The 23,759-nt window shown below is 39.2% G+C and carries 26 protein-coding genes, 1 pseudogene and 2 riboswitches; of the genes and pseudogenes, 5 read left to right on the top strand and 22 right to left on the bottom strand.

Annotation, left to right across the window (positions count from 1 at the left end):
- Position 1 precedes the first annotated feature (1 nt).
- A complete protein-coding gene (locus LIQ05_RS07855) occupies positions 2-157 on the bottom strand; it encodes a hypothetical protein (protein WP_226819775.1) in 156 nt (51 codons plus the stop codon).
- 213 nt (positions 158-370) lie between these two features.
- Here LIQ05_RS07855 and LIQ05_RS07850 point away from each other — a divergent pair, with 213 nt between their 5' ends.
- Both LIQ05_RS07850 and LIQ05_RS07845 read left to right on the top strand, forming a co-directional pair.
- A complete protein-coding gene (locus LIQ05_RS07850) occupies positions 371-2,800 on the top strand; it encodes an HD domain-containing phosphohydrolase (protein ID WP_226819774.1) in 2,430 nt (809 codons plus the stop codon).
- A gap of 66 nt (positions 2,801-2,866) precedes the next feature.
- Positions 2,867-3,202, top strand: coding sequence for a hypothetical protein (locus LIQ05_RS07845; protein WP_226819773.1), 336 nt, complete (start codon positions 2,867-2,869; stop codon positions 3,200-3,202).
- 58 nt (positions 3,203-3,260) lie between these two features.
- Positions 3,261-3,336, bottom strand: a riboswitch (cyclic di-GMP riboswitch).
- 37 nt (positions 3,337-3,373) lie between these two features.
- Here the strand turns inward: LIQ05_RS07845 and LIQ05_RS07840 are convergent.
- Together LIQ05_RS07840 and LIQ05_RS07835 are read right to left on the bottom strand one after the other, a co-directional pair.
- Positions 3,374-5,392, bottom strand: coding sequence for an ATP-binding protein (locus tag LIQ05_RS07840; RefSeq protein ID WP_226819772.1), 2,019 nt, complete (start codon positions 5,390-5,392; stop codon positions 3,374-3,376).
- A gap of 284 nt (positions 5,393-5,676) precedes the next feature.
- Positions 5,677-8,082, bottom strand: a complete 2,406-nt coding sequence (locus tag LIQ05_RS07835; RefSeq protein ID WP_226819771.1) for a response regulator — start codon at positions 8,080-8,082, stop codon at positions 5,677-5,679.
- Positions 8,083-8,147: 65 nt separating this feature from the next.
- Positions 8,148-8,229: riboswitch (cyclic di-GMP riboswitch) on the bottom strand.
- A 313-nt stretch (positions 8,230-8,542) separates the two neighbouring features.
- Here LIQ05_RS07835 and LIQ05_RS07830 point away from each other — a divergent pair.
- Complete coding sequence (locus LIQ05_RS07830; protein ID WP_226819770.1) at positions 8,543-10,195, top strand: diguanylate cyclase domain-containing protein; 1,653 nt, start codon at positions 8,543-8,545, stop codon at positions 10,193-10,195.
- A gap of 54 nt (positions 10,196-10,249) precedes the next feature.
- Here LIQ05_RS07830 and LIQ05_RS07825 read toward each other — a convergent pair whose 3' ends face one another.
- The 12 genes and pseudogenes from LIQ05_RS07825 to LIQ05_RS07770 all read right to left on the bottom strand — a co-directional run bounded on the left by LIQ05_RS07825 (position 10,250) and on the right by LIQ05_RS07770 (position 18,388).
- Positions 10,250-10,429 carry a hypothetical protein gene (locus tag LIQ05_RS07825; protein ID WP_226819769.1) on the bottom strand — a complete coding sequence of 60 codons (180 nt, stop codon included), beginning with the start codon at positions 10,427-10,429 and terminating at the stop codon, positions 10,250-10,252.
- Between the two features lie 58 nt (positions 10,430-10,487).
- A complete protein-coding gene (locus tag LIQ05_RS07820) occupies positions 10,488-10,829 on the bottom strand; it encodes an arsenate reductase family protein (RefSeq protein ID WP_226819768.1) in 342 nt (113 codons plus the stop codon).
- 67 nt (positions 10,830-10,896) lie between these two features.
- A complete protein-coding gene (locus tag LIQ05_RS07815) occupies positions 10,897-11,307 on the bottom strand; it encodes a peptide deformylase (RefSeq protein WP_226819767.1) in 411 nt (136 codons plus the stop codon).
- Between the two features lie 20 nt (positions 11,308-11,327).
- A complete protein-coding gene (locus tag LIQ05_RS07810) occupies positions 11,328-11,543 on the bottom strand; it encodes a hypothetical protein (RefSeq protein WP_173719330.1) in 216 nt (71 codons plus the stop codon).
- Positions 11,544-11,573: 30 nt separating this feature from the next.
- The gene (locus LIQ05_RS07805; RefSeq protein ID WP_226819766.1) at positions 11,574-11,795 is read right to left on the bottom strand and encodes a hypothetical protein; all 222 of its coding nucleotides are present in this window, start codon (positions 11,793-11,795) and stop codon (positions 11,574-11,576) included.
- 386 nt (positions 11,796-12,181) lie between these two features.
- On the bottom strand, positions 12,182-12,397 hold the full coding sequence (locus LIQ05_RS07800; RefSeq protein WP_173719332.1) for a hypothetical protein: 216 nt from the start codon (positions 12,395-12,397) through the stop codon (positions 12,182-12,184).
- Between the two features lie 135 nt (positions 12,398-12,532).
- Positions 12,533-12,718, bottom strand: a pseudogene (locus LIQ05_RS20280) (arsenate reductase ArsC); the annotation flags it as partial.
- Positions 12,705-14,081, bottom strand: coding sequence for an MFS transporter (locus LIQ05_RS07790; protein ID WP_226819765.1), 1,377 nt, complete (start codon positions 14,079-14,081; stop codon positions 12,705-12,707). The pseudogene LIQ05_RS20280 and the gene LIQ05_RS07790, both read right to left, overlap by 14 nt.
- A 113-nt stretch (positions 14,082-14,194) precedes the next feature.
- Entirely contained in the window at positions 14,195-15,223 is a 1,029-nt protein-coding gene (locus LIQ05_RS07785; RefSeq protein WP_195391825.1) for a zinc-dependent alcohol dehydrogenase, read from the bottom strand.
- Positions 15,224-15,546: 323 nt separating this feature from the next.
- Positions 15,547-16,659 (bottom strand): ROK family transcriptional regulator, encoded by a 1,113-nt coding sequence (locus tag LIQ05_RS07780; protein WP_226819764.1) that lies wholly within the window; start codon positions 16,657-16,659, stop codon positions 15,547-15,549.
- A 331-nt stretch (positions 16,660-16,990) separates the two neighbouring features.
- Positions 16,991-17,170: an HIRAN domain-containing protein gene (locus tag LIQ05_RS07775; RefSeq protein ID WP_264292744.1), complete on the bottom strand. Its 180-nt coding sequence runs from the start codon at positions 17,168-17,170 to the stop codon at positions 16,991-16,993.
- A gap of 285 nt (positions 17,171-17,455) precedes the next feature.
- Entirely contained in the window at positions 17,456-18,388 is a 933-nt protein-coding gene (locus LIQ05_RS07770) for an AEC family transporter (protein WP_226819763.1), read from the bottom strand.
- Positions 18,389-18,794: 406 nt separating this feature from the next.
- Between LIQ05_RS07770 and LIQ05_RS07765 the strand changes: the two genes are divergently transcribed.
- Positions 18,795-19,310, top strand: coding sequence for a helix-turn-helix domain-containing protein (locus tag LIQ05_RS07765; protein ID WP_226819762.1), 516 nt, complete (start codon positions 18,795-18,797; stop codon positions 19,308-19,310).
- 106 nt (positions 19,311-19,416) lie between these two features.
- Here the strand turns inward: LIQ05_RS07765 and LIQ05_RS07760 are convergent, their stop codons facing one another.
- Together LIQ05_RS07760 and LIQ05_RS19660 are read right to left on the bottom strand one after the other, a co-directional pair.
- Positions 19,417-19,632, bottom strand: a complete 216-nt coding sequence (locus LIQ05_RS07760) for a hypothetical protein (RefSeq protein WP_226819761.1) — start codon at positions 19,630-19,632, stop codon at positions 19,417-19,419.
- A 38-nt stretch (positions 19,633-19,670) separates the two neighbouring features.
- Positions 19,671-19,799, bottom strand: a complete 129-nt coding sequence (locus LIQ05_RS19660; RefSeq protein WP_264292743.1) for a hypothetical protein — start codon at positions 19,797-19,799, stop codon at positions 19,671-19,673.
- A 234-nt stretch (positions 19,800-20,033) separates the two neighbouring features.
- On the opposite strand from LIQ05_RS19660, the gene LIQ05_RS07755 reads away from it, so the two are divergent.
- Positions 20,034-20,870: an AIM24 family protein gene (locus LIQ05_RS07755; protein ID WP_226819760.1), complete on the top strand. Its 837-nt coding sequence runs from the start codon at positions 20,034-20,036 to the stop codon at positions 20,868-20,870.
- A 140-nt stretch (positions 20,871-21,010) separates the two neighbouring features.
- Here the strand turns inward: LIQ05_RS07755 and LIQ05_RS07750 are convergent, their stop codons facing one another.
- The 5 genes from LIQ05_RS07750 to LIQ05_RS07730 form a co-directional block, all read right to left on the bottom strand.
- A complete protein-coding gene (locus LIQ05_RS07750) occupies positions 21,011-21,367 on the bottom strand; it encodes a VOC family protein (protein WP_005426079.1) in 357 nt (118 codons plus the stop codon).
- Positions 21,364-22,050: an MBL fold metallo-hydrolase gene (locus LIQ05_RS07745; protein ID WP_117526569.1), complete on the bottom strand. Its 687-nt coding sequence runs from the start codon at positions 22,048-22,050 to the stop codon at positions 21,364-21,366. Before LIQ05_RS07745 ends, LIQ05_RS07750 begins: the two co-directional genes overlap by 4 nt.
- 83 nt (positions 22,051-22,133) lie before the next feature.
- Positions 22,134-22,352, bottom strand: coding sequence for an aspartate dehydrogenase (locus LIQ05_RS07740; protein ID WP_226819759.1), 219 nt, complete (start codon positions 22,350-22,352; stop codon positions 22,134-22,136).
- Between the two features lie 40 nt (positions 22,353-22,392).
- Complete coding sequence (locus tag LIQ05_RS07735) at positions 22,393-22,863, bottom strand: LURP-one-related/scramblase family protein (RefSeq protein ID WP_226819758.1); 471 nt, start codon at positions 22,861-22,863, stop codon at positions 22,393-22,395.
- Positions 22,864-23,168: 305 nt separating this feature from the next.
- Positions 23,169-23,753 (bottom strand): LysE family transporter, encoded by a 585-nt coding sequence (locus tag LIQ05_RS07730; RefSeq protein WP_226819757.1) that lies wholly within the window; start codon positions 23,751-23,753, stop codon positions 23,169-23,171.
- Between the last annotated feature and the right edge of the window lie 6 nt (positions 23,754-23,759).

The raw sequence follows: 23,759 nt of genomic DNA, 5'->3' as shown, positions 1-23,759 counted from the left end.
GTTATTTTTCTTCTTTATTCTTATCATTTTCTGCCTGATTTCCCCCATATTCTCTCTTCTCATGATATTTTTCTAACGTCCATTCCGCAAACACCTGCCACGCCTCCCAAATAAACAGCACAATGGAAGTAAATAACGCCCATTCTGTCCATTCCATAATGGATCCCTCCTTTTTTCCCAATCTGCCACGGCTTTGCCGTCAGTGATCGCTTTTTTATTTTATAAAAATTATAAGCGCTCCAAAGCCCCAGGCATATCCCACAAGAGCGAAAAAATAGGCATTAAAAAACGGAGTATTTGATGAAAGTGTTTCCATGTAGTATAATAGCTTTAATAAACATCTTTCCCCTCCACAGAAAGGAAAATTGTCATGCCCAAAGAGAAATCCCCTGCCCGACAGGGGCCAAGATACATTTTTTATTTTCTGATGCTCGCCATTCTTGGATGGTTCATTTTCATGCAGTTTTTCGGTGCAGATGAAAGAACCGTCAGCAAAAATTCCCCGTCCCTCCTCTACCCCGGAACTTTTACCTGGGAAAAGCCTGACGGCACCACCGAAGAAATTACGGTGCCAGGTTCCTATGATGTTCCCACAGGCGAGACCATGGTCATTACCTCCACCCTTCCGGCAGATTTTGACGCCTCATCAGTGGCGATCCGTTCCTCTCTACAGGACGTGAATATCTACATAGACGGCACCCTGAGAGAACATTACAGCACTAGCGAAACCCGTCTGGTTGGGAAAAATTCTGCCAGCCGTTTCATTTTCTGCCCCACCTCCCATGAGGATGCAGGGAAAGAACTCCGCATTGAACTAACCACCTACACCTCCAACTATTCCGGTGTTGTGAACCAGGTTTTCTGTGGAGACAAAGCCGACATCTGGCAGCTGATTTTCAACCGTTACGGGCTTGCCACCTACATGGCTTTTTTCTTCCTGTTCGCAGGCCTGACTACCATTTTTTTCAGCCTTATGCTTGGACTTGTGTACCACACAAGCTTTGACATGGAGTATCTTGGCTGGTGCATGATTATGGGTGCGGTCTGGATGCTGGGCGAGTCCAAAATCCGCCAGCTGCTCATTCCCAATTCCTCTGCCCTGGGCTCCCTGTGCTTCATTATGATCCTCCTTGGACCAATCCCACTTCTGCTTTATGCAGACAGTGTGCAGCATGGAGTTCACCGCAGGCTTTACCACATTGTAGGCGGGATCGCCCTGCTGAATTTTGCAGTCTGCTCTATTCTGACTGCTGCCAATATTGCCGACTACATTGAGACACTCCCTGTGGGACAGATCATACTGGTTGGTACGTTCCTGATGGTATTTATCCACCTGTATCTCTACCTCCGCACCAGCCAAAAACGTACAGACCAGCTTCTGCTCCTGGGACTTTTGCTCACCTTGCTGTGCGTTGCCGCAGAATCTGCTTCCGTATATTTTGTCACCTCCATGTCCGGTCTTTTTATCGGCATTGGAATGCTTATCCTGTTGTTTGTCAATATCGTCCGAACCCTTCGGAACATCCAGCGGCTGGAAGCCGAACACCAGCAGCAGGAGCTGATACAGAAACAAAAACAGACCGAGTCAATGTCCCTGCAGATGATGCAGACTTTGTCCACCACCCTCGAGGCAAAGGACGAATACACCCGCGGACATTCCTACCGGGTTGCAAAATATGCCGCACTTATTGCCGCCGAACTGGGCTGGTCTCCAGAGGAAATCCATCAGCTGGAACACGCCGCCTATCTTCACGACATTGGCAAGATCGGTATCCCCGACTTGATTTTGAACAATCCCTCCAGGCTTACAGAAGATGAGTATAATCTGATAAAAAAACATACCGTTATCGGCGCAGAAATATTGAAGGATATTACTTTTATCCCTCATATTGTTGAAGTAGCACGAAATCATCACGAACGTTATGATGGAAATGGATATCCAGACGGTCTTACCGGAGACGAAATCCCCATTCATGCACGCATCACTGCCATGGCAGACAGTTATGACGCCATGAATTCCCACCGGATTTACCGAAATGCACTTTCCCAGGAAATGATCCGGGAAGAGATCAGTAAGAACCGCGGCAAACAGTTTGACCCGGAAATCTCAGATGTATTTCTAAAGCTGATGGACGAAAACCGCCTGGTTCTGGATGACCAGTTTTCCCTGGAAACCGAACCTGCCCGACAGCCTGAAATTGACAATACCATCAGCAAATTTATTTCCGATGTAGTTACCACCATAAAGAGCCAGGAAGAAACCAAGCATTACGATCTGCTCACAGGGCTCCCTACGCGAAGCCTTGGCGAGCGGCTGATCGCTGAATTTATGAAGGATCACAACGGTTGTCTTATTTTCCTGGATATGGATAATCTGAAAAAGATCAACGACATCCACGGGCACAAGGCCGGAGACCGGGCTCTGAAAAATCTCGGCAGCCTGCTTTCCCGTTATACAAAAGAAGGGCTTTCCTGTCGTCTGGGCGGAGATGAATTTCTTCTGTTTCTGCCAGATGTCACAGCTGAATCCGTTTCTGAGACAATGACGCAGCTTTTTGGGCAGTTCCAGGCTATCGCTCAGGCAGATGCAGAAATCCGCTATGCTTCCCTTTCTGCCGGACTTTGCCTGTGCACCAGCGGGGACACCTTCGCAGACTGCTGCTCCAAGGCAGATAAAGCGCTCTACTACGTGAAGCAGAATGGGAAAAACCAGTTTTCCTTCTACCAGCAGATCAGCTACCAGTCCCCTGACTCTGCAAGCATTGCAAGGGATCTTCACCAGATTGCAGATTCCCTGTGAAAGAGCGGAAGCTACGCAGGTGCCCTGGATCTTAACTACCGGGATTTTTCCCGTCAGTACGAATACATGCGCCAGCTCATCGTCCGAAGCAGCTGCCGCTGCTACCTGGTAATGGTCACCATGGAAACCGCTACCGACCCCCTTCCTCATATTGAGGAAATCGAGCAGGCTCTTTCCCAGATGGAACAATCCATCCGCCAGACCATCCGCCGCGTTGACATCTGCACCCGTTACAGCTCCATGCAGTACCTGATCATCCTGTTCGAGCCAATTGAAACCCAGATTCCAAACATCATGGACCGTATTTTCCTGCAATACTACAAACACTCCAAAAGCCACGACTTCCAGCCGAAATATGAGTATTTGACTATGACAGGGATGGGGGAGGATGGAAGCAAATAATTCAAGAACTTTAATTATCCCAAAAACTGAGGGGCTGTAAAATGACAGCCCCTTTAAACGTTGCAGCTGGCTGTCATTTTACAGCCCCTATAGCTTTGCGTCTCAGCCTTTCGACTGATTTGCCAATGAATCTTTTTTATTATATTGTACATTTCTCATTGAATCTGACTATTATAAATATTTCATCATTGTTGGAACAAGAATGTTCATATCAACAGGCTTTGCAACATGAGCATTCATTCCCACCGAAAGAGCCTTTTGTATATCTTCTGCGAAAGCATTGGCAGTCATCGCAATAATTGGTATGCTGGCTTTTTTCGTATCCTTCATCTTCCGGATAGTTAATGTAGCGTCATATCCATTCATAACTGGCATCTGAATATCCATAAGGATCAGCTTGTAATAATCAGCATCAGCTTTTTCAATCATATCAATACATGCAACACCATCATTAGCAGTCTCAACAATACATCCTTCTTCCGTCAATAGCTCCTTCGCGATTTCCGTGTTGATCTCATTATCTTCGACCAATAAAATCCGAACACCGTTCAAGCACTCCTTATTACACAGATTGCTATTTTTCTTCACCAGGGAATCGTCTTCTGACGCTTTTCTGCAAGGAATCGTTACTGTAAATTTGGAGCCCTCACCCTGCTTACTTTTCACTTCTATTGTACCATCCATGAGCTCTACAAGCTTTTTCGTAATGCCCATTCCAATGCCACTGCCATCAATATGACTTAATGTAGTGTTGCGTTCTCTTTCAAACGTTTCAAAAATACGCTTTTGGAATTCTTCAGACATACCAATTCCATTATCGGTAATGGTAATGATCATATTGCACCAGTCTTCTTTTTCACAGGATTTCTGTACAACATTACAGGATATCCTGCCTCCTGTATTTGTATACTTTATTGCATTGCTAATAATATTAAGACAGACTTCTGACAGGTGCGGTGCATCCATGTATACATACGGATACAGGATTTGTCCTGTCAGAGAGAGAGTCTGTTTTTTGCTTTCTGCCTGCTGCTGGAACATAATGATACAATTTTCAAAGCACTCATGGACATTCGAAACAGTGTATTCCATTTCGACCTTATTATTTTCAATTCTTGCAAGATCCAGGACATTACCAAGCAGCGACAAAAGTTCTTTTCCGCATATTTGAATTTTTTCAAGATATCTGCCAAGCTTTTCTGTTTCCTGCAAATGTCTGGACGCCAGTTCTGCATAACCAATAATAGCATTCATAGGAGTTCTGATATCATGGGACATATTGAACAGAAATGAGGATTTTGCTTTATTTGCACATTCTGCTTTTAATTTAGCTTCCCGCAATTCTTCCTCTTGTTTTAATTCCCGCAGTTTTTCATCTGTCACATCCCGGTTTGCAATCAATACTGATGTAGCATTTCCATTTTTATCATAATTTTGAGGAACGACCATGGAAAGAAACCATGATCCATCCTTTAGTTTGAATTCAGAAGACATAGATTCTTTATTATAAAGCCGTGTTGCCATGGTTTGTATGTCAAAAAATTCCATATACTTCTGCACAAATGGTTCTGCTATCACATTTTCAATATTCTCCGTCTGAAGATTCCATTCGGCATTATTATCTTGAATACCAATATCCATTTTTCGAGTTTTTTTGACAAGTTCAACACGCTTTGTTTTTAAATCCAACCGTAAAATCAAATAGTAGGCAGTGCCTAATGCCTGAAGTGCCTGCTGGGTTTTTTTCACCTGCTTTCCCAATGTAACAGGGAACTCTTCACCGTCCATCTGCTCCAGATCTGGTGTTGACTGATGCAGATGCTGAACCAGCCATTTCCCATTCGTCCATTTATAGATAATCGTAAACCTTGTCTCCATTTTAAAACAGATTGAGCCCTCTTTAAACAGACCAGTAAAATCTACTGTTCCATGTGCAAGGACATGGTCATCATCAAGTCTTTCTTCTTCCTGATGTAAATTTCCTATTTCAATTCTGATTTTATCTCTTCGTTTTACATCAAATTCAAATGATTCCAGAAACTCATGTAGATTCGCAAATAACTCATGTTTCCCAGTTCCAATCAGACTAACATTTTCATCAAAATAATTTTCTATACCAAAATCATTTACTGATTCGGCATTAATATATATTTTCAAAAATTGTTCTGTGAGTTTTTTAAAATCATCCATATGCTTCCCTCTCTCTAAAAAAAGACTTAAATGGCTTTAAGTTTTCTGGTTTATTTCTAAAGTTTATCTTCTTTTCATTCTCTTCAAGACATGTTCCACCCTTTCCCTCTGGATACATACCTTACTGAAAAATGGTACAATGCCGATTCCCGGGTATAAAAACTGAGATCATTATCCGTTGCAGGAAATCTGACCTCAGCAGTTTTTAAGATATTTGATTGTTTTATGATCAGGTGAAATAATAGCTTGCTTTGTATTTACTAATCTTCATTAGCTCCGAGAAGCTATAACATACTTTTAATCTCCCTGATTACACTTTCCTCCGTCAATGGTTTTGAAATATGTTTATTCATTCCTGCCTTTTTGCTACGCTCCACATCATCCTGAAAAGCATTTGCAGACATGGCTACAATAGGGATCAGTTTGGCATCAGGACGATCCATTGCCCGAATCTGTCTTGCTGCTTCCAGGCCATCCATAACCGGCATCATAATATCCATTAATATCAGATCATATTCTCCCGGCTTTGACCGGGCAAAAATATCCACTGCCTCTTTTCCATTCCATGCACAGCGAACCAGCATATTCTCATTTTCCAATATAAATTGTGCAATTTCCATATTCAATTCATTATCTTCAACAAGAAGTGCTCTTTTCCCTTTCAGGGAAACATTCTCAACAGATGATTCTGGCATTTTTGATGCTCGGTCTGAGGAAATCTGGAACGGCAATGTAATCGCAAATGAAGTTCCTTCATCCACTTTACTGGTAAAACAAATCTGTCCTCCCATCAGCGTTACTAACTGGCTGACAATCGTCATTCCCAGACCAGTTCCCATATTTGCTTTCTGTTCCAGTCTGTTCTCCTGTGTAAAAGGTTCAAACATATGCTTTTGAAACTCTTCACTCATACCAATTCCATTATCTGTACAGGTAAATTCGAATACTGCGGTCCGGTCATCTGAACGGATTTCCTGGCAGCCAACAATAATCTTACCACCCACATGATTATAATTTACTGCATTACTTCCTATATTCTGCAGGATCTGCTGAAGATGAAGAGGGCTTCCAACCAATTGATTGTGTATGATATTGATAGCTCCCAGGTTCAGTGAAATTCCCTTTTCACGTCCCTGCATCTCAACAATACCCGTCGATTCCTCCAGCACCTTGCGTAAATCAAAAGTTTTTTCTTCCAACTGCAAGGTTCCGGATTCCATTTTATTCATATCCAGGATATCATTCACAAGATTCAGAAGAAATCCAGATGCTGTCAGGACTTTATCTCTGCACTCCTGCTGTTTTTGCAGATCTTCCGGAAAATGGTTTGCAATCTGTGTAATTCCACAGATTCCATTGATTGGCGTCCGGATATCATGACTCATGCGTCTGAGAAAATCTGTTTTTGAAATATTCGCTTTTTCCGCTTCCTGGGCGATTCTTTTTAACTGTTCCTGATATTCGAACTGCTGCTTTTTTTCTTCCGTAATATCACGTGCTACATAAAGTACCTCCGTAACAGCTCCGTTTGCATCACGCCGCTTCACAATGAATCGTCCCATATGCCAGTGCCCGTCTGCGGCAAGATATTCTCTCGCAATCGTCTCCTCCTGCTGCAGCCTGTCGGCCAGCGTTGTAACATCAAAAAACTCCCGCATGGATTTCTGGTCCTCTATGGAAACAACACTTTTCCGAGCGGTACGAAATGCTTCTGAAGCACATCCGTGACTACCGGTTAACCGATGCATCACCTCGCCCCCGACAACTTCTTCAAAACTGTCTGTTTGTAGATCCATAGAATAAATCGTCCAGTAAATCTTTGAAATTGCGGATATGACCGCATTGCTTGCCAGTGCTTCTTTCAGTGATTTTTTCAGAGTAACATTTTCAGAAATATCAAGGAATGTGGTTAGTATTGTTTTTTTCCCGTCTGATGTATAAAAAATTTCCGTCTTCGCAATCGCCGGTGTCAGATGTCCCTTTCTGTCAGGGATTACACATTCATAAGAAACAGCTCCGTCATGGTACCGCATATCCATCAGTTTCTCAATTACATTCTGATTTAAATAGGACACAGCCCCTATGAGTCTGCCCAGATTTTCCTGTGCTTCCACAACTGTCTCCACTCCATAGATGCGCATAGCTTCTGCATTCATATGGACAATCTCATGCTCTGGAAAGGTGTAGGATAGCACTCCAACACTTATCGTATCCAGAAGCTCTTTATAATAAGAAATCTGGTTTTTGTTTTCATCCTTTAAATGCTGGTTCTGTTGCAGCAATCGGTTCTCCAAAAGTTTTTCTTTTTCAAAATGGACAATATCTTCTGCTTCCTGATGATAGCCCACAAGCCTGATCATGTTGTCTGGAGATAGGACTCTCCTTCCTGTACAGCGTATATAAATGACTCCCTTTACAGGATGCATATAACGGTAAACAGCTTCTGATTCATGCCTTTTCAGTTCTTCCATGTAATCCCAGAAGCACTCCCTCTCCTGCGGATAAATATGTTCTGCCACATACTCCATACATTTTTCCGGAGACATATCTTCTGTAATTCCAAACAGATCATTTGTGATTTCATCTGTGTACAGTCTTGTCTTTTTTCCTTTTTCAGACTCTACTTTCCAGAATCCGGAATTCCCCGCCTGAAAGTATGCCTGTATGTCCTCATCGTTTAACCTTTTCATAAACCTGTTCCTCTCGCATAATATCCTTAGATACACAAATACATGTAACTTAAACCTATCTCCATAATGAGAGCAATACTGCTCCTTTTTTGAACAGGCCCTTTCGCTTTGCGTCCCAGACATTCGTCTGATTTGCCATTTCACTTATTACTGTTTTTTATTTGAAAACTAATTATATTTTACACCTATATTTCTTTGCACACAAGAAAAAACATTGTTGCTTTAACGCGAAAAACACGCTAAACACGTCAAAATATATTGTCATTTTTCCAAAAAATTTATTCCGTTTTTCAGCTTCTATGATATAATGCTTTATTATAAAAAATCCAATGCATAAAATAAGGTGAACCAAGTGAAAAAGAAAACACTTATGCCTCTTATCATTTTTTTACTGGGCATATGCCTTTCTGGTTTCATTGTATACAGAACAGACACCAATGAAAAAAATCAGAGACACATATTGGCACAATTAAACGCAACCACCTATGGTGAACGCATAAAGAATGAAATTACAGGTGGAATTGAAATTACGAATGCTTTGAAACAGCTCTTAATCAGTGAAAATGGCGAGATCCATCAGTTTGACACGATTGCTGGGAATCTTATGACTGATTCTATTGAAAGCGTGCAGCTCGCGCCCAATGGTGTTGTAACAGATATTTATCCGGCTGAAGGAAATGAGGCAGGTAAGATTGATCTGCTCCATGATAAAAACCGTAAAGAGATTTCCTGTTACGCAAGAGATAACCATACAATCATTGCGCAGGGTCCCTTCAAATTAAAACAGGGCGGTTATGGAATTGCAGTCCGCAATCCAGTCTACCTGAAAGATAAAAGCGGACAAGAGTATTTCTGGGGATTTACCATTGCTATCCTGCGTGTTCCGGACATTTTTTCAGATGTAGTCAGTGCACTTTCAAATTTTGGATATGAATACAAAATTTTAAAAACAGACACTCCATGGAGTGGTACTTATAAAGTGGTTTATCAGTCAGATGGGCAACTAGATCATCCGGTTTCTTATACATTTACAATAGGAGATGAAACCTGGAAATTTGAGATAACTCCAAAAATCGGATGGAGAAATAACACTCTGCTGCTAATTATCAGCGGAATATTTCTTACTATAAGCCTGCTTCTGTCAGTACTTACCAGGGTATGGCTGGTAGCAAAAGAACACAAGAACAAATATAAAATACTGGCACGCACAGATTCTCTTACGAATATTTATAATCGCTATAGATTTGATGAATTAGCAGAAAAAATAATTTCTAAAAATCCGCAAACACATTTTGTGGCTGCACTCCTTGATATCGATGACTTTAAATTTATCAATGATATCTATGGCCATAGTTACGGAGATAAAGCATTAAAGAGTCTGGCAAACAGTATGAAAGCTTTTTTCCCATCCGATGCATTGCTTGGAAGAAATGGTGGTGACGAATTCTGCATTCTTTTACCAAATTGTACCTTTAATGAAGCAGATGAACAGCTGCAGCAATTCACTAAGCTTCCAAAAACATTTTCATATCATGGTAAAGAACATGCATTTTCTATATCTCTCGGATATGCAGAATATCCAACATTTGCCAACAGCCATTCACAGCTTATGCGCTGTGCAGATGCAGCTCTTTATGAAATAAAACTCCATGGAAAAAATGGATGTATGGCTTACAGAAAAGGTCTCCAGTCAGGAGCCCGCAAACAGCTTGGATTTGCACTTAAGGATGTCTCTGAACATCTGCCAGGAGCATTTATCATATATAGGGCAGACAAAGAAGACGATGAGCTCTTTTATGCAAACCACGAATTTCTTCATATGACTGGTTATAAGAGCATGGATGAATTATTCAGACTTACTCAAAAAAGCTTCCGCAATCTGATCCGACAGGATGAGCAGCAGCAGATTGAAGCAAGCATCTGGGAACAAATTGACAGCGGCAATGAAAATGACTATATTCACTTTCATCTTCGAAAGGCTGACGGAACTTACCTTTCTGTGCTTGATCACGGAAGAATCGTAGAAAGCCAGCAATACGGAAAAGTATTTTATGTATCATTCATGGATTGGGAAGATATGCATATTCGCTACAGTGATAAATTTTCCGAATAAATAAAAAACCTGCTAAAAAGTTGTTAACCAAACTTCTTAGCAGGTTTTTTATTACTAATCTACCAGATATGGCAGCACTTTGTACTGCGGATAATTTATTTTTATATAATGTGCAAGTCCCATCACCGATCCGGCAGCATCGCCATCCGGATTCAAGTGTCCCAGAAGAATCACGGTATTTAAATTGTGCTCTTGCATCATAGATTGAAATTCTCTGTCAAAATTGAATGTCATTTAATTGCCTTTCAGTTGAATCATTTGTTTTATCCTGGTCAAAAATCTACCGGCACTCTTATTTCCACGTTTTCCAGATATCCGGCTGATATCCAAGAGTGGATTGTTTTCCATTACGGACAACCGGTATCTTAATCACCTGCGGGTTTTCCAGCACCTTCTCAAGTTTATCTTCCTCTGCAATGTACTTAATGAGCGCAAGCAGATCCTTATCCTTGCCCTCCCAGTTGATCATATTTTCCAGTCCACCATTTGCCTGGGCAACCGAATTGAATTCACCCTTACTCATGCCTTTTTCTTTCATATCAATAAACTGAAACTTGATCCCACGTTCTTTAAAGAAACGTTCTGCTTTCTTTGTATCATTGCACTTCTTTGTTCCAAAAATCTGTATATTCAAATCAATTCTCCTTGTCCATCGCCATATGTATCATTTTGTAAAGCGGACATTCCAGGTCCGCATTCAGTTATATTATCTTTCCAGACAAATGATCAATTTCATGCTGGCAGATCTGAGCCGTCCATCCGGACAGCTTCTGCCGCTGTTTTTTCCAGTTGAAATCATAATACTCTACTTCTATTTCCTGGTACCGGGTCGTCTTACGAACACCATCTAAGGATAAACAGCCTTCTTCTGTCTCATACATGTCACGTTTTGAAACGATCACCGGATTGAACATTACAACATCTATGAAGCCCACATTCACAATGATGATATTCTTCTTTACACCAATCATGTTTGCCGCCATACCCACACAACGCTCCCGGTTCGCCTGCAGCGTATCCTGCAGGTCTTTTCCAACTTGGATATCTGCTTTCGTGGCCGGTTCGGATGGTTGGCCTAAAAAGAAAACGTCTCTTACAATTTGCTTTACCATTTACTTTCTCCCTGTAGCTTTCATTCTACTTTTTCCAATTTATTATTTACATCGAAACAAACTTTGTCTCCTTCATTGATATTACGCTCATAGAGCTCGGCATCCTCTGCTTTTACTGTCACTTCTTTTCCTGAAGAATCCACAAGAGTCACTATTGCCATGACCGGTGCATCATCCGGTCGTTCTTCACAACCAAAATTCAGGTCTTCATCGATTCGTTTTACTGTGTACATCATAGTTCACTTCCTCTGAAGTAATATTAAGAATCAGTTTTCTACATACCTTCTCCGATAATATTCCATCGTACGATACTCTTCGTATGAAGCTACTTTCGGAAAATCCTTCCAGTTTGTTCCTCGGTCAAAGAACTTTTTCCAGCTTTCCACTACCTCAGCATCTGTAACAGCCAGCCGTACATCTCCCTCGTTATAGAAACCGTACAAAATCGGCATCTTATACACTTTCTGCATATCCGTTGTTTCAATCAACTGCAGAAACTCTCTTCCTAAGGTCTGAACATTGACAACTGAATAACTGCCAGGTATTGAATTTTCAAGATGCATAGCTAAAATCTATCTGCGAAGTTTGAGTTATTGACTTTTCGCAGTCTATCGAAAGACAGACGGACAATCTAATTTTCCTTTTACTATACACCTTTTGATAGATTTTTCACGCAAGATCAACTCAAGTATAACATAGATATAACCTCTGTAGTACATCTTTCCTGTAAAACAAACTTATCATTCTGTACAATCGCCTGTCCCTGTAAAAATATGCTGTAAAAATATTTGTTCTTTTCCCATTTTATCCCTCGATTTTAATTACTGTTTTTAATTCCTGCGATCCATTATCTCTAATGCCACAGCATCTGCATTCATCTTTTTCGGATCATTAACACTAAATCCTCTACACATGTAAGAATCCACAATAATGCGGTACTAACTCGAACAGCTTTTAATATCTTTCGGTTCTTCTCTTTTTCCGGGATCTGCATCACTGTTATCATTAGCATAAGTGCCTGTATCTTATTTGCATGTACCGCTTGTCTTCGCTCCATAAGCTCCATTTTCATTTCTATATTTGACTTCATTAGTTGAACCCTCCTCTTAATCTTCCATAAACTCGAAATATTCCTGTCTTTTCAGAAATAGAAAAAGTGATGACCACATTGATCACCACCTTAACCATCTGTATTTTCTAATGTTTGCTCACGCAAAACTCCACTTTACCTTTCACTCAACCTTTTCTTTAGCTCAATGATATTCTCCTCAATCCGCTGTATCACAGCCTTGAAATCATCATCTGATTTTCCCGTTGGATCATCAAGTCCCCAGTTATCATCAAACGCCCTTCCAATAAAAGGACATCCCACATTGCATCCCATTGATATTGCAATATCAATATCTGGGATTTATTTTATCCTGTTTTTTCAGGTCTTCTACGATTTCATTGTAACGTTTTTTGTTCAGACGATAGAAAAACAGTACAATTGCTGTCACTATCCATAAAACTCCCGGAATTGTAGTAAAGGAATGTCTCATAATACTGAGAACAGCCGGATTCTGTACCTGATTTGCCACATATCCATATTTTCCAAGAAGTGCTGCAAGAAGCGCTGTTCCTATTGCCATGCCAATTTTATTTCCCAGTGACACAAATGCATATTGAAAACCATCATTCCTTAAGCCCGTTTTCCACTCTCCGTATTCTACGCAATCGGGAATGATCGCATAGATTGCAGTGTTAAATCCAGAAAAAAAGAATTGTGTAATTCCTGCAAGTGTATAGAACGCTGCCGGTGTTTCCTTTACATTGAAGAAGAACATACAGAGCATGGAAATTCCGGTAAAAAGGGCAAAAACAGATGCAGTTCTTCCTTTATTATTCAATTTTCGGAATACAGGCTGGAAACATGCAGCACCGATAATGGATGGAATGATAATGCACATGGAATATGTAGTATAGTAGGATGCATTTCCCTCTACATAAGTGAAATAGTATAAAACATCTGCATTTCTTCCATAAAGTGTAAATCCGAATAACACCTGTCCGATTAATGCCAGAATATATGGGCGGTTCTGCATCACTGCTCTTAACTGCACTTTTATGGATATTTTGTCTTTTTCCGGCATAATCACCTGCTCTTTTGTTTTTGCGAAACAGAAGAAATGACAGGCTGCAAAAATACATCCGTATATGATTGCTACCAGTAGGTATCCGGTTTTAGCACTTTGACTGCCAAGTTTTCCAATCAGTGGAACTGTAATGATATTGATAATTCCAATTGCAACCATTGCAGATACTGAACGTGATGTATTAATCTTTGCACGTTCATCGATATCCTGTGTCATTGCTCCACAAAGGGTGCCATACGGGATATTTACACAAGTATATCCAAGTACCAACAGACAGTATGTAATTACCATATAGATAACCTTTGATCTGTCCGACCAGTCCGGATGTGCCCAGAATGTCATAATCAGAAGCACGGCCGTGATCGGAGCTGCAATGAGAAGCCATGGACGATAACGTCCCCATTTTGTTTTGGTTTTATCTGTCAGTCCACCCACGATCGGATCATTGATCGCATCCCAAAATCTCGAAAACAGCATCAGGGCAGAGACTGCTGCCATACTGATTCCGAATACGTCTGTGTAAAAAATCATGAGAAAATTACTGACGAACATCCAGCTGAAATTACATCCTACATCGCCAAATCCATATGCGATTTTACTGATCAACGAAACTTTTACATTTTCGTTTTTACTCTCCATAATTCCTCCTGCCTGCTGCCATCCTCCGTCTTTCCGTTTACTCATGTCTTCTTTACAGCAGTCTTTTTTATTATATCTTTGTCTTACATAAGGCTTATGATCAGCAGGGTATTTTATTTTTCCTGCACATTGATAATCACTTTCATTGTAGTTTCACGGTTATCGTCAATGTACTGGTATGCTTTCAGATAATCTTTAAATGCAAATGTCTTAGAGATCAGCGGTCTTAAATGCACTTTTCCTTCATTCACCAGTCTGATTCCGTCTACATAATCATCATGTCTGTACATCATTGTGCTCTTGATATCAAGCTCATGATCATTTGCAACTGCCAGATCGATCTCAGCCATTCCTGCAAAAACTGCAACCAGCACAATCACGCTTCCTTTTCTTGCATATTTGATCGCCTGTCCCATTGTAATGTTATTTCCTGCACAATCATAGATAACATCTGCCTTATCCGGTCCAAAGGCTTCTACCATTGCTTCCCCGAAATTTTTATTTCTTGTGTTGACACATACGTCAATTCCACACTCTTTTGCTTTTTCCAGACGAAGATCACTGACATCTGTGATCATAACTTTAGCTGCTCCCATTCCTTTTGCAGACTGCGCTACCAGATTTCCAATCGGACCGGCTCCTATCACCACAATATTCATTCCTGTTACATCGCCCATCTGTTTAACACCATGAACAGCCACTGCCAGAGGCTCGATCATTGCGCCCTCTTCATAAGACATATCTTCCGGTATCGGTGTTACTTTTGATGCATCAACTGCAAAATACTCGGATGCAGTTCCTGTTGTCTGGAATCCCATTACTTTCAGTTCTTCGCAGAGATTGTATTTTCCGTGACGGCATGGATAACAATGTCCACAATATACCTGTGGCTCAATTGTTACTTTCTGTCCCATATGAAATTCTGTTACTGCATCACCTGTTTTTACCACTTCTCCTGATACTTCATGTCCCTGGGTTACCGGATATTTTGTAAAAGGATGTTTTCCGTGATATACATGGATATCAGAACCACAGATACCAATATTCATAATCTTAACCAAAACCTGGTTGTCTTTAATCTCTGGTACGGGAACCTCTCTGAAAATAATTTCTCCTGGATTTGTCATAACCTGCTGTAACATAATATTTTCCTCCTTGTTTGTTGAATGTACTTTGAGCCTCTAGTTATTTGTTGTCTTTTATTAAATGTTTTATTAAAGTAATTACATTATTATTCAAATCTCTAACTTTGTCAATAAACATTTAAAAATATTTCTCATTTCTACCAGTTGCACAAAGTAAAGATTTTGTTTTTATGCAGATTTTACTATAGCAATCCTTCTGATTGTCTTCGGAATTCCCTCAACAAAAACACCCTGATCAAAACGTTTCATTGTTGTAATCAGGGTATTTTTTGTATTCAGATATTTTTTTACTATGATATATCGGCAGATTATAGGCAAATCTATATCTTTCCGATAAAATCCTGCAGGAAATGCTTTGCTGCACCTACAGCTGAGGCTTCTTTCTTATAAGAACAGTTTTTCAGATATCTCAGATCATGATCAAATCCATTATACTTCATTACTTTTTCCCCAAGAGGTATCATATAATCTGAGAGATATCCACCCATTTCACCTCCAAGAATGATATCCATATCATATGCCATGCGCAGATTTGAAATCAGAATTGCAAGATAATCAAGATACTCTTCCCATTTTTTCTCTGCCTTTTCATCATTACTTTTGAGCAGCTGCATAAACTGTTCCACAGAATCCTTTGACACACCAACAAGTGCTCCTGCAGCGCAATAAGCATCTGCACAACCTGATTTTCCACAATAACACTTGCGGCCCTGAGGTACAAGTATCATATGTCCAAATTCTCCGGCCTTCTGATTTTCTCCGGAAAACAAATTTCCCCCTATGCAAAATGCACCACCAAGAGTCTGATTCAACGAAAGGTAAATTGCATTCTGATAGGTGTTCATATCTTCTGCCATCATTGCCGCATTGGCATCATTTGCAAAATAAACCGAGACAGAAAATGCCTGTTCCAGGAAACTGAGACTATAGTTTTCAAGTTTCAGTGCGTGGGATTTTATCACCAGTTTCTGCTCCTGATTAATGATTCCCGGAATAGAGATTCCAACACCCAGAAGCTTTTCTTTCTGTTCTGCATCATCCATATGATCCAGAAATTTCGCCGCATAATCTGCCACCTGACTGCAATATGACATATCAGATACAAATTTCAGACGAATCCGCTCTGATTTCACAATCTCATACTTCAGATTTACCAGCACCATTCCCAGATGATTTGCAGTGATCACAATTCCCATTGCATAACGATAGGATGGATTGATTCCAATACTTTTAGCCTTTCTTCCTCCTGTGGATTCATATTCTCCAGTTTCTATTATGATACCTTTTTCCAATAAATCTTTTACATTAGACAGAACTGTTGGCATACTCAGATTCAGTTCTTTGGATATTTCCACTTTTGATGTGGATTCTCTATTTATAATATAATTTACGATTTTTGATTTCGTAGCAAATTTCTTTTCCAGTCCGTTCATTCTGTTTCTACCTTCTTTTATGAATGTATTTATAAAAGAATGATACCTGTTATTGTCGTATTTGTAAATAGCCATTGTCTCTGCAGAGTATGTTGCTGCAAATATAAAGTCCCTATCGCAGAGTTCAGAGCAATTGTTAAGCTATCAATGTTCGTTAATAGTTGCTATTCCAACTGTACATTTAGCTTATGTACCTTTTAGTAGATTTTTCACTCAATATCAACTCAAGTATAACATAGATATAACCTCTGTAGTGCATTTTTCCTGTAAAACATACTTATCATTCTGTACAATCACCTGTCCCTGTAAAAATATTTGTTCTTTTCCCATTTTATTCCTCGCTTTTGATTACTGCTTCTAATTCCTGCGATTCGTTATCTCTAATGCTAATTGCTTCTTTGTCATACTCATTATCCGGTTCTTTTTCTAAGCGGATCTTCGTTCCTTTTTTCAGAAATTCTTTTCCGAAATAATGATTTGTTCCTGTCAGTGTGAAATAGATTTTACTCATTGCCCTTCCTCCTCTTAATCTTCCATAAACTCGAAATATTCCTGTTCACTGGCAAATAAAATGTATTTGCCTTCTACATATCCCATATATCCGTTGCTTGTGTCATAACCTTTCATCTGCCAGTCCTCCTTGGATTTTTTTGATGTTATCATTTTATATCAAATGGCTGTACAAAAATCCCGACAACTAACAAAAAAAGACACCCTTTAATTGCTATTTTAAAGAAAAAAAGACACCAACCGCAGTCAGTGTCTCTTCTGTCATTTCTTCAATCTTTCTATTCTCTCACACAAACATCTCATACATTCCCACCATCACTGGCATGGTCACAATTGACAGCAGTGTCGTAAGTACATACAATGAGCTCGCATATGCCGCATCTTTATCATATAGTTGCGCCATGGATGTCACAGTTGCGCAGGCAGGTGTTATAGATGCAATATACACAGTCAGGAGAATCTGTTTGGAATCATTCACTCCCGCAAATGTATTAATCATTTTCATTAAAATCAATACAAATATTGGATAAATAATCAATCTCAATACTGTCGAAATATAGTTCCTTTTTTTAGTAAATACGGTCTTAAGAGGTACATCCGCAATAACCATTCCTGCAAGCAGCATACCGATCGGACCAATCATATTATTCATCATATCCATGACATCCTGTACACCCGAAGGCAACTGGATTTTGCAGACAAACAATATCACTCCTACTATGATTGAAATAATATTTACGTTCAGAAATACTTTTTTCCACTCTAATCTATCTTCTTCGCAAAGCATATTTTTGCAGTGTGTCCAGATCAGAATCAGCTGTACCGCAATATAAGCACTGGAGTAAATAACGTACTCCTGTCCAAGCAAATCCTGTACCAGCGGAATTACCAGTATCCCGGCATTTGAATAAATAACAGTTGCACGCTCAATCGTATCCAGCTGTAATACTTGTTTTAATATTGTGGTAAGTATCAGAAATAAAACATGTACCAAAACTGCTGCTGCACATGCCAGAAGCAGTCCTTTTTTTACATCTGATGTATAGTCCACCTGAAATGCGTCGATAATCACACATGGAATAACCAGATAAACCATGACTACAGATAAGCTTTTACTCTCCGATGACTTCATAAGTCCAGCTTTTACAACCGCATATCCCATAAGCATGATCGCAAAAAGCTTTGCGATCTCTTCAATTAGTAATAAACTGATTTGCATATTTTGTCCCTTCTTTTCTGATGTCTACTGTCAGTAATTATAGCACACCGTCTACATTATGCTTAATTAAATTTCTTTATCTCTGGATTTTCTTTTTCAATACTCCACTAACGCCTTACAAATACTATTAATTTTTTCTTTTGTTATTATTTACCTGCTCTTCCGTCCAAACATCACCTACTTCTTTCATTTTTTCAATAAATACATTGATTTCCTGTTTGTTCATAATGCGCTTTCTGTACCCTCTCTTTCCTCTTTCACTCTTTTTGACTTCATGTTCATTATTGAGCTTGTTGTTAATTGATAATTCAAGTATAATGAACTCTATACGAGAAACACACGTCTTGCATGAGGACTTAAAGATTGATAATCCTCATGTTTAGCGATATACGAGGAGGAAATTCTCATGGGTAAGCAATCCACCAGGGAAAACAAAACAATTTACCAGCTTTGCCGAGAAGCGGCAGGACTTACAAGAGCAGAGGCCAGTGAAAAAATGGATGCTGTCTCTGATTCAAAAATTGAAAAATTTGAATATGAAACACAAGAACCTACACCTTATGATATCCTCCAGATGGCAGATGCCTATAAAAGACCAGAGCTTTGCAATTATTATTGCTCTCACAAATGCGAGATCGGCCATCGTTATGTTCCAGAAGTAGAAGTGACCGAGCTGTCAAATATCATTTTGGAGACAATTGCCAGTCTAAATGAAATCAATCCTCTTACCGGTCGTCTGATCCAGATTGCCCGTGACGGTAAGATCAGCGATGATGAAATGAAAGATTTTGCTTATATCAGTAAAAAACTTGATGAAATTTCTTTAGCCATAGACTCTTTGAATCTTTGGGTAGATAAGACCGCCGGAGAACAGGGGCTTAATCTTGAGCTCTTAAATGCCGAGAAAGAAAAATTGAAATAATCCATAACGCGACAAAAGGCAATGAACCATTTCTGACTCATTGCCTTTTCCTTTAAATACGCTGTAATTGATTGACGATACTTTCTGTTTTCTTCCTCCTGATCGATTATGAATGTGACGTCACCAATGCCATAATGCCACCAATGATCAATAATGGAAAAGCAATGTACATCAGTCCACCTATAACCATACCAATCAATATCACCGGAAAGAAAATAACTGTACAAAGTAATTTCATAATTCCCCAGGATGCTTTTAATCCAAATATAAAAAATTTTCCAACAAACCAAATCATACAAATTGCAAATAATAACGATAACATTTTTTACTCCTTCTAAAACTCATTTTGATATGCGTCTTTCATTTTTTCTGTTCTTTTTCTGATAAATATTCAGATGTGTTCTTTATACCAAGCTTATTACTGAATGCCTGATTTTTCTCCATCCTTTCTATTATCCGGATTAATCGAATTCTCTGTGCTGCTTCCATCTGATCACCTCATTTATATTCTGCTTTTTTGTTGATATTGTCACTATAACAAATTTATTTTTCATAATACACATCCACCATGAGAAATTACATCTTTATATTTCTCGAATTTTGAGAATTCTGTCTTTATATTTCTCTGCACGAATTGTTTTCTTTCTATGCCGACTCTTTTATAATAAACATATCTGAGTAACACTATGAATTATTATTAAAGGTAAAGGAGTCAGTAGTAATATGCGAATTGAAAACTTACAAAATGAAAACAGAAAATATGCAAAAAGCATCGGAAACTTCCATGTGCTTGAATATGTGCAGGATGCCAGCGTTTCACCTATGAATGCAATGAATGAGTATTTCATGAGTAAAATGAATGTCAGAAGAAGACAGGTTGTTATTGATATTGATAAAGACCATTCAGCTGTTATCCAGGCTGGTTCCATGCAGTGGATGGGTGGTAATGTACAAGCCACATCGGGTGTAAAAGGTATTGGAGATTTTCTTGGAAAGGCACTCAAGGGTGCGGTTACCAAAGAAACTGCGGTTAAGCCAGAATATGTTGGCGAAGGCTGTCTGGTACTGGAACCAACATATAAATACATTATTCTTGCAGACATTGGAAAATGGGGTTCGGCCGGAATGACAATTGAAGATGGCATGTTCCTGGCTTGTGATGCAAATGTAAAAAGTAAAGTTGTAGCCAGAAAGAACCTTTCATCAGCCGTATTAGGTGGCGAAGGCCTGTTTAATCTGAGTTTGCAGGGAAATGGTGTAGCTGCACTGGAGTCTAATGTTCCCGAAGATGAATTGATTGAAGTCATATTGGAAAATGATGAACTGAAAATTGATGGAAACCTTGCCGTATGCTGGTCATCAAACCTTGAATTTACCGTAGAACGATCAACCAAAACACTTGTGGGATCAGCGGTTAGTGGAGAAGGCCTGGTAAATGTTTACCGCGGAACAGGACGGGTACTGATGTGTCCGGTCGCACCGACAGCTTCCTTGTTTGAGTCCACCAACACCATGGCAGCTAAAGCTGCTGCTAAATCCAGCAATACATTTGGAAAATAAACGTAAAACACATTCTCACGTAAACAACAAACAATCTCTTCCAAAGAGAAACAACATTTAAAGATATTTGAAAAAATCATCTTCAGACTATTTTTTTTATAGTCTGAAGGTGATTTTAAAATTCCCGATATACACCAGCTTTACGGCAGTATCTCAAGCCAGTATCCATCTGGATCTACAATGAAATAGATTCCCATTGCTTCATTTTCAAAACAAATGCATCCCATCTCTTCATGCTTCTTATGCGCTGCCTCGTAATCCTCTGCCTGGAATGCCAGGTGGAATTCGCATTCACCCAGATTATATGGCTGTGGATGATCTTTAAGCCAGGTAAGTTCCAACTCAAAATCACTTACATCATTGCTCAAATACACAATGATAAAATCATCGGTAGTCTTTCTTCTCACTTCGTGCAGATCAAGGGCCTCGTTGTAAAATTTAATAGATCGGTCCAGGTCTGATACATTGTAGTTTTCGTGAATCATCTTAAACTTCATAATTCTTCTCCTTTTGCACATTCTGTGTTTTTAATACGTGATTTATATTGCGGATATTCCGTAATAAACCGCTTAATTACATTGGCATCATTCCAGTAATGCATTGGAAAAATGACATTGCAATCTACATTTTTAAGGAAATACAGTATCCCGTCGGCATAGTGATTTCCCTGTCTCGGATCTAAGGGGACAAATGCAGCATCAAAATGCATACCCTTGATTTTCCTAATCTCCGCACGATATGCTGAAGTAAGTCTCTGGTTATCAGCTTTTGGCTCACCATCCCAATACCAGTCATTTAAGTCACCGGCATGATAAATGGTGCCTTCCTTTGTTTTGACAATAAATGCTACACCACTATCGTTAGATAGCAATGTATCGACTTGAGTGCCATTATCCAGATTATAAGTCTGATCATGATAAACATATGTGATCTTCATATCTGACAAATGTTTTCTTTTGCGTATATCTTTCGCCAAAATTGCCTGATATGTCATGCTCATATCATCAAGGATCTCAAAAATCACAGGATTAAAATGATCCTTATGAAAATGACTGCAAAAAACAATTACTTCTTTTTTCTTGTCAAGAAGTGGTAATTCACCCTTATAATAGTCAAAAATATAGTAGCAGTCTTTAGTTTCAATTAAAAATCCACTGTGGTTAATGTAAGTAATTTTCATCATATCACGTTTATAAAATAACTCCTTTTTCCCTATAAGCTTACAGACGACTACCTGGCGTTCATCCATAACCCAGAAGATGTCTAATATTCTTTTGCAATTTCCTCTGTTATCTCATATATCTCTTTGAATCTTTCTAGGTCCTCCGGCGATCTGATCAGCATGATTTCTTCGATTTTTCCGGTCCGTATGTCTTTGAATCCTGCTACTTCTTCTCCGGTACAAATACTTGCACGAATAACTGGTTTCATATGTTCTCGGTCATATGTTTTTTTCATGATTTTCTTTTTGAATAATCCCATGCTTCATCCTCCGAATAATTACAGTAACAAGATCAACTATTTAATTTCTGGAACATTTTTCTGCATCGATTGCCAGTACAAACATCAGCGCATCCAACGCGTTTCCGGGATCCTGCACATCAATAACATATGTATCAGTCATATGAAACAGTTCTTTACTAACCCGTGCAATTGAATAACCAGTTCGATCAAGAATGCTATAATCCCATTCCATAATTGTTCCATCAATATGCCATCCATTGTAATCAATATTATAATGTGGCGTCAGGAATGAGAATTCTTTGCTCAGGCATCCGATATAACTGCCGTTTTTATAAATCTCAAATTTAGGAAGAAAAGTAAGTACCTTCTGAACAACCATTCCTACTTCGTTTCCATAGGCATCATAAATTACAAGTTTATGTCCCCAGGACAACTGACCTTTTACTACATAAACAGTGTTGCCTGCTTCATCATAGATATCATAGCTGTCAAACCATGAAAACAACCTTTGTTTAAACAATAACTTCATAACTTTTCACCACTCTCTCCAACAGATATAATTGGTTCTTTATAAGTACCATAATACCATACCGGAACACCTTAAAAAATATGTAAATCGAAGAATTGACCCATCTTATTTCATGGATTATGATAAAACACATATTACAATCTATAAATCTCTACTTGTTCACAAAAAGATATAAAGAAGACCATCTACTGCTTGTTTACGGTAAATGATCTTTTCATTGCAACATTTAATTAAATATCGTACTGAGCCGCTTGTCGTCCCTGCAAACTTGAATTTGTTAATTAGAATTGCTCTCAAAGCAACAATTACCTTAACATTCCCCAAATACACTCCAGTAATGTTAGTGCAAGGATAATGTTAATAACACGGAAATGCCGCAGATAAAACTTCTGAATCAGTACGCCCAAGCCAATCCAAGTACAGGTTGCGATTGTTCCGATTGTTGCAATAACCAGCTCAAAAAACAGCAAAGCCGGAAAAGAGGACATATATCCTACAACATAACCCGTTAGTGCGGTAACTCCGAACATATAGATCTTCACATTGACAAATTGCAGCATGAAGCCTTTTAGAAACGATGCGGATTGCTCTGTGTTTTCTGAGGTCTTCTTACTGAAAGCAATATGAATCGCAAGCCACAGGATATAGGCTGCTCCGATGTACTTCATCACTCCCATTACATTTGGAAGCAAAGAATTAACCCCATATACGAAAATTGCACATAAGATTTGTACTACATAGTAACCTGCAAAAATTCCAAAGAACAGCGGCTTTCCTTTTTTATATCCATAGTTTGTTACGGTATTTAATGCCAGAATATTTCCCGGTCCCGGAGTAAAGGCATTTATAACGCAATAAATCAGAAAATTGCTCAGTACCGCCATAGGCATAATCAT

This window comes from Blautia glucerasea (assembly GCF_020537505.1).
GTDB lineage: Bacteria > Bacillota > Clostridia > Lachnospirales > Lachnospiraceae > Blautia_A.
This window is presented reverse-complemented; position numbering and strand designations above follow the sequence as displayed.

What these genes read in the sequence shown, in the direction of transcription:
- LIQ05_RS07755 (WP_226819760.1), top strand. Translation starts at nt 20,034, where the DNA reads ATGCGAATTGAAAACTTACAAAATGAAAACAGAAAATATGCAAAAAGC.
- LIQ05_RS07790 (WP_226819765.1), bottom strand. Translation starts at nt 14,081, where the DNA reads ATGGAGAGTAAAAACGAAAATGTAAAAGTTTCGTTGATCAGTAAAATC.
- LIQ05_RS07815 (WP_226819767.1), bottom strand. Translation starts at nt 11,307, where the DNA reads ATGGTAAAGCAAATTGTAAGAGACGTTTTCTTTTTAGGCCAACCATCC.
- LIQ05_RS07850 (WP_226819774.1), top strand. Translation starts at nt 371, where the DNA reads ATGCCCAAAGAGAAATCCCCTGCCCGACAGGGGCCAAGATACATTTTT.
- LIQ05_RS07750 (WP_005426079.1), bottom strand. Translation starts at nt 21,367, where the DNA reads ATGAAGTTTAAGATGATTCACGAAAACTACAATGTATCAGACCTGGAC.
- LIQ05_RS07810 (WP_173719330.1), bottom strand. Translation starts at nt 11,543, where the DNA reads ATGATGTACACAGTAAAACGAATCGATGAAGACCTGAATTTTGGTTGT.
- LIQ05_RS07740 (WP_226819759.1), bottom strand. Translation starts at nt 22,352, where the DNA reads ATGGGATTATTCAAAAAGAAAATCATGAAAAAAACATATGACCGAGAA.
- LIQ05_RS07840 (WP_226819772.1), bottom strand. Translation starts at nt 5,392, where the DNA reads ATGGATGATTTTAAAAAACTCACAGAACAATTTTTGAAAATATATATT.
- LIQ05_RS07780 (WP_226819764.1), bottom strand. Translation starts at nt 16,659, where the DNA reads ATGAACGGACTGGAAAAGAAATTTGCTACGAAATCAAAAATCGTAAAT.
- LIQ05_RS19660 (WP_264292743.1), bottom strand. Translation starts at nt 19,799, where the DNA reads ATGGAAGCAGCACAGAGAATTCGATTAATCCGGATAATAGAAAGGATG.
- LIQ05_RS07745 (WP_117526569.1), bottom strand. Translation starts at nt 22,050, where the DNA reads ATGAAAATTACTTACATTAACCACAGTGGATTTTTAATTGAAACTAAA.
- LIQ05_RS07855 (WP_226819775.1), bottom strand. Translation starts at nt 157, where the DNA reads ATGGAATGGACAGAATGGGCGTTATTTACTTCCATTGTGCTGTTTATT.
- LIQ05_RS07765 (WP_226819762.1), top strand. Translation starts at nt 18,795, where the DNA reads ATGGGTAAGCAATCCACCAGGGAAAACAAAACAATTTACCAGCTTTGC.
- LIQ05_RS07760 (WP_226819761.1), bottom strand. Translation starts at nt 19,632, where the DNA reads ATGTTATCGTTATTATTTGCAATTTGTATGATTTGGTTTGTTGGAAAA.
- LIQ05_RS07785 (WP_195391825.1), bottom strand. Translation starts at nt 15,223, where the DNA reads ATGTTACAGCAGGTTATGACAAATCCAGGAGAAATTATTTTCAGAGAG.
- LIQ05_RS07825 (WP_226819769.1), bottom strand. Translation starts at nt 10,429, where the DNA reads ATGACATTCAATTTTGACAGAGAATTTCAATCTATGATGCAAGAGCAC.
- LIQ05_RS07735 (WP_226819758.1), bottom strand. Translation starts at nt 22,863, where the DNA reads ATGAAGTTATTGTTTAAACAAAGGTTGTTTTCATGGTTTGACAGCTAT.
- LIQ05_RS07835 (WP_226819771.1), bottom strand. Translation starts at nt 8,082, where the DNA reads ATGAAAAGGTTAAACGATGAGGACATACAGGCATACTTTCAGGCGGGG.
- LIQ05_RS07800 (WP_173719332.1), bottom strand. Translation starts at nt 12,397, where the DNA reads ATGAAGTCAAATATAGAAATGAAAATGGAGCTTATGGAGCGAAGACAA.
- LIQ05_RS07730 (WP_226819757.1), bottom strand. Translation starts at nt 23,753, where the DNA reads ATGCCTATGGCGGTACTGAGCAATTTTCTGATTTATTGCGTTATAAAT.
- LIQ05_RS07775 (WP_264292744.1), bottom strand. Translation starts at nt 17,170, where the DNA reads ATGAGTAAAATCTATTTCACACTGACAGGAACAAATCATTATTTCGGA.
- LIQ05_RS07845 (WP_226819773.1), top strand. Translation starts at nt 2,867, where the DNA reads ATGCGCCAGCTCATCGTCCGAAGCAGCTGCCGCTGCTACCTGGTAATG.
- LIQ05_RS07770 (WP_226819763.1), bottom strand. Translation starts at nt 18,388, where the DNA reads ATGCAAATCAGTTTATTACTAATTGAAGAGATCGCAAAGCTTTTTGCG.